The sequence below is a fragment of the Cognatilysobacter segetis genome (assembly GCF_004359965.1).
In the GTDB taxonomy this organism is placed as follows: domain Bacteria; phylum Pseudomonadota; class Gammaproteobacteria; order Xanthomonadales; family Xanthomonadaceae; genus Cognatilysobacter; species Cognatilysobacter segetis.
Genome location: NZ_SMRQ01000112.1, coordinates 1 through 3798, shown reverse-complemented (window position 1 = coordinate 3798; position 3798 = coordinate 1). Strand labels below are relative to the sequence as shown.

Sequence of the window (3798 nt, the reverse complement as noted above, 5' to 3'; positions counted from 1 at the left end):
TCCTTCACCGGCAGCCGGCGCAGGTAGGCGAACGAGGACTGGCCGACGCCGAAGTCGTCAATCGACAGCGCGATGCCGTGCGCGGCCAGCGCATGCAGCACCGGCAGCGCGGCGTCCGGATCGCGCATCAGTGCGCTTTCGGTGATCTCCAGCACGATGCACGCGGCCGGCACGCCGTGCGCGGCGAGCAGCCCGGCGACGTGCCGCGGCAGCGAGGCGTCCTCGAGGTCGCGCGCGGAGATGTTGAGCGAGAGGCGCAGGTCGAGCCCGGCGGCCTGCCAGCGCGCCGCCTGCGCGATGCCGGCGGCGAGCACCCAGCGCGTGAGCCGGCGGATGTGGCCGGTCTGCTCGGCGAGGCCGATGAACGCGTCGGGCGCGATCGCGCCGAGCCGCGGATGCGTCCAGCGCACCAGCGCCTCGACGCCGGTGACGCGGCCGTCGGCCAGCCGCAGCTTCGGCTGGTAATGCAGCGCCAGCGCGTCCTGCTCGATCGCGCGCTGCAGATCGCCCATCAGCGACAGGCGCTCGGGGCGGTGCGGATCGGTCGCGGCGTCGTACACCGCCACCGCGTCGCCGCCCCCGAACGCGGCCATCAACGCGACGTCCGCGCGGCGCAGCAGGTCCGCGGCGTCCACGCCGTGCAGCGGCGCGAGCGCGATGCCGACCGCCGGCACCAGGTCGAGGCGGATGTCGGCCTCGCGGTAGGGCTCGGCGAGCGCGTCGAGCACGCGGCTCGCGCACTCGACCGCGTCCTGGCGCGACGCCGCCGGCAGGAAGATCGCGAACTGGCCGTCGGTCGCGCGCGCGAGCAGGCCCGTGGACGGCGCGGCGAGGCGTCGGCCGATGTCGCGCATCACGCGGTCGCCGACGGCATGGCCGAGCGTCTTGACGATGTCGGCCGCGCGCTCGAAGCCGACCATCAGCAACGCCGCCTCGCGCTCGGGCGTCGCGTCGATGAGCTGCTGGATGCGCGCTTCGGCCGCGCCGCGGTTGGCGAAGCCGGTGACGGGATCGTGCGCGGCCTGGTGCAGGATGCGCGCCTCGCGCTCGCGGATCGCCGCGGCCATCGCATCGAAGGCGGTGGCGAGCGCGCCCAGTTCGTCGCCGCGCGCGTCGAGCCCGAGCGGCGCGTAGTCGCCGGCCTCGATGCGCCGCGCCGACGCGGCCAGCCGTTCGACCGGCCGCGACACGCCGCGCGCGATCAGCCACGCGCCGGCGAGCCCGACCAGCAACCCCAGGCCCAGCAGCGCGCCCCAGGCGAGCGCGACGCCGCGGTACGGCTGCAGCGCGGCGTCCACCGAATAACCGAGCAGGGCGACCACCGGCGCGCTGCGGCGCGAGCGTTCGATCGGCACCGCCTGCAGCACGTACTCGCGCGCGCCCACGCCGACCACGCGCGGCGAGCGCGGCAGCGTGTCCAGGCGTGGCGCCACCGCGTCGACCAGCTCGCCCGCGCCGCCGTGCGCGATCGCACGCCAGCGTCCGCGCTCGAGCGTGGCCAGCACGATGTCCTTGGGCAGCGCCGACTGCGCCTGCAACCGCGCGAGCAGCGCATCGTCCACCGGCACCGCGGCGGCGATGAAGCCGACGAGGTCGGGCGCGAACACCGGCACTACCACCATCCAGTGCGCGCCGCCCTCGCCGGCGACGATCGCGGACGCCGGCCGCTGCAGCGCATGCTCGACGAGGTCGTCGTACGGGAACGCGGCGCCGACGGGCAGGCGTGCGGCGGTGTCGGCCTCGACGCGGCCGTCGAGCCCGACCAGCAGCATCTGCGTGGCGCCGACGCGCCGGCCGTGGTTGCTCAGCGCGGAGAGCACCGTGTCGCGGTCGCGCTGCGCGATCGCCGAGCGCAGCGCGAAGTCGAGCGAGAGCACCTGCACGCTGGCGGCGACGCGGCCGGAGAGATCGTCGAGCTGGCGCGCGAACGCGCCGCTGGCGACGCCGAGCTGGCGCTGGCCTTCGGCGATCAGCGCATGCCGCGTGATGCCGTAGACGAGCACGGCGGTGAGCGCCTGCACGGCGATCAGCGTCACGACGAAGAACCCGGCAAGGCGGAGGCGGAAGCTCATCGCTCAGTACCGCGTGCGCTCGCGATCGAACTGGAAGCGCGGGTCGGGCCGCAGGGCGAGTGCGAACGGCTGGCGGCGGCGATCGTTCGCCGACAGCACCACGTCGTCCTGCACGAGGTCGGGCTTGGCCGGCGGCAGCCGCGGATGCCAGACGCGCACGATGTAGGCGCCGGCTGGCAGGTCGCGGAACACAACGTGGCCGGTGGCGTCGCTGCGCGCGGTCCACGGCGCGTCGGTGACGTAGAGGTAGCTGATCATGCCGTCGTGGATGTTGCAGCCGACCGCCACGACGCCGGCGCGCGGCAGCGTGACCGCCGGCGAGACCGCGTGGGCGGGCACCACGTACTCGAACTGCTTCACCGGCGAGAACGAATAGACGTGGTGGCGCGTGCCGTCGCTGTTGCGAAAGGCGACGCTGTCGCCGGGCCGCGCGATCTCGACGTAGGGCAGGAAGGTGAGGTTCTTCTGGTCGATCGCGTGCGTGCCCGCGGCGGCTGCGCGCGGGGCCGTGCCGTTGCGCCGCAGCAGGCTCACCACCGCGTCGGCCACCGGCCGGCCCTGGCGGTCCGCCACGTCCACCGCCAGCTCCGCCGCGCCCACCGGCCCGGCGAGCAGCGCCAGCAGCGCCAGCAGCGCCGCCATCTTCGTCTTGGTCCGCATCCGCGCTCCCGAATCCCGCAGCCGTCCCCGCCCGCAGCCTAGCCGACCGCGGGGCCACGGCGTCGCGGTCGTTGTCGGCCGGGCGGCGTGGGCCTGAACCCCGGCGCCGGCTCAGCCGCGCGGGCGGCCGTCGCCGGCGAACGGCAGGCCCAGCGGACGGCGCGTGCCGTCCAGGCCCAGGCCGTACATCAGCGAGCGCGCGATGCGGCGCGCGTGGTCGATGAAGCGCTCGGCCTGCGCGGGCGTGAGCGCGTCGCGCGCCGTGCTTTCCCACAGCGCGAGCCAGTCGGCGAAGTGCGCGGCGTCGATCGGATGCGGGCGGTGCAGCGCCATCGGCTGGCCGCGGTATCGCCCGGTCTTGAGCTCGATCGACGACCAGAAGTCGACCAGCGTCGCCTTGTGCGCGTCCCAGTCGTGCACCGCCGGGTTGAACACCGGGCCGAGCGTGGGATGCACGCGCACCTGCTCGTAGAAGCGGTCGACGAGGCGCGCGATGTCGGCTTCGGTGAGGGTGGCGTCGGTCATGGCGGGCGGGACGGCAGCGGGCCGACAGTGTCGCGCGCGGGAGGCGCGGCCGTCTTGACGCGGGTCAGCCGGACGCGGGGACGCGCGGGCATGCGATGGCGCGCGGTCGACGCCCACCGCGATCGACCGCGCATCGGGTCACGGCCGCATGCGGCCATCGGGGCCGACGGCTCGGCCGGCCCCGCCGGGTCGCTCAGCGGCAGCCGCCGACCGAGCGCGCGCCGCAGGTGCGGCCGTCGACCCAGATCGCGCCGTCCAGGCGCGCGTCCGACAGGCTGGCATTGGTCAAGCGGGCGCTGCGGAGGTTGGCGCCGCGCAGGTCCGCGCCGTCGAGCTCGGCGTTCGTGAAGTCGGCGCCCACCAGCACGGCGCGGCTGAAGTTGGCCGCGTGCAGCGTGGCGTTGACGAAGGCGACGCCCGACAGGTTGCGACCCGCGAAGTTCGCGCGCGCCAGCTCGGCGTTGATGTAGCTGAGGCTGCCCGCGCGGCGCGGCGCGGCGGCGCCGGCCGACAGGCGCGCGCCCGACACCGTGCTGGTGGC

The 3798-nt window shown here is 75.4% G+C and carries 4 protein-coding genes; all 4 read right to left on the bottom strand.

Annotated features, from left to right (window positions below; translation table 11 throughout):
• Window positions 1-2072, bottom strand: a 2072-nt coding sequence (locus E4F61_RS14070) for a putative bifunctional diguanylate cyclase/phosphodiesterase (RefSeq protein ID WP_133480234.1), incomplete at its 3' end; no start/stop codon positions are given.
• Window positions 2073-2075: 3 nt separating this feature from the next.
• Window positions 2076-2732, bottom strand: coding sequence for a carboxypeptidase regulatory-like domain-containing protein (locus E4F61_RS14065; RefSeq protein WP_133480233.1), 657 nt, complete (start codon window positions 2730-2732; stop codon window positions 2076-2078).
• Window positions 2733-2843: 111 nt separating this feature from the next.
• Window positions 2844-3257, bottom strand: coding sequence for a group III truncated hemoglobin (locus E4F61_RS14060; RefSeq protein WP_133480129.1), 414 nt, complete (start codon window positions 3255-3257; stop codon window positions 2844-2846).
• A gap of 193 nt (window positions 3258-3450) precedes the next feature.
• Window positions 3451-3798, bottom strand: a 348-nt coding sequence (locus E4F61_RS14055; protein WP_133480232.1) for a pentapeptide repeat-containing protein, incomplete at its 5' end; no start/stop codon positions are given.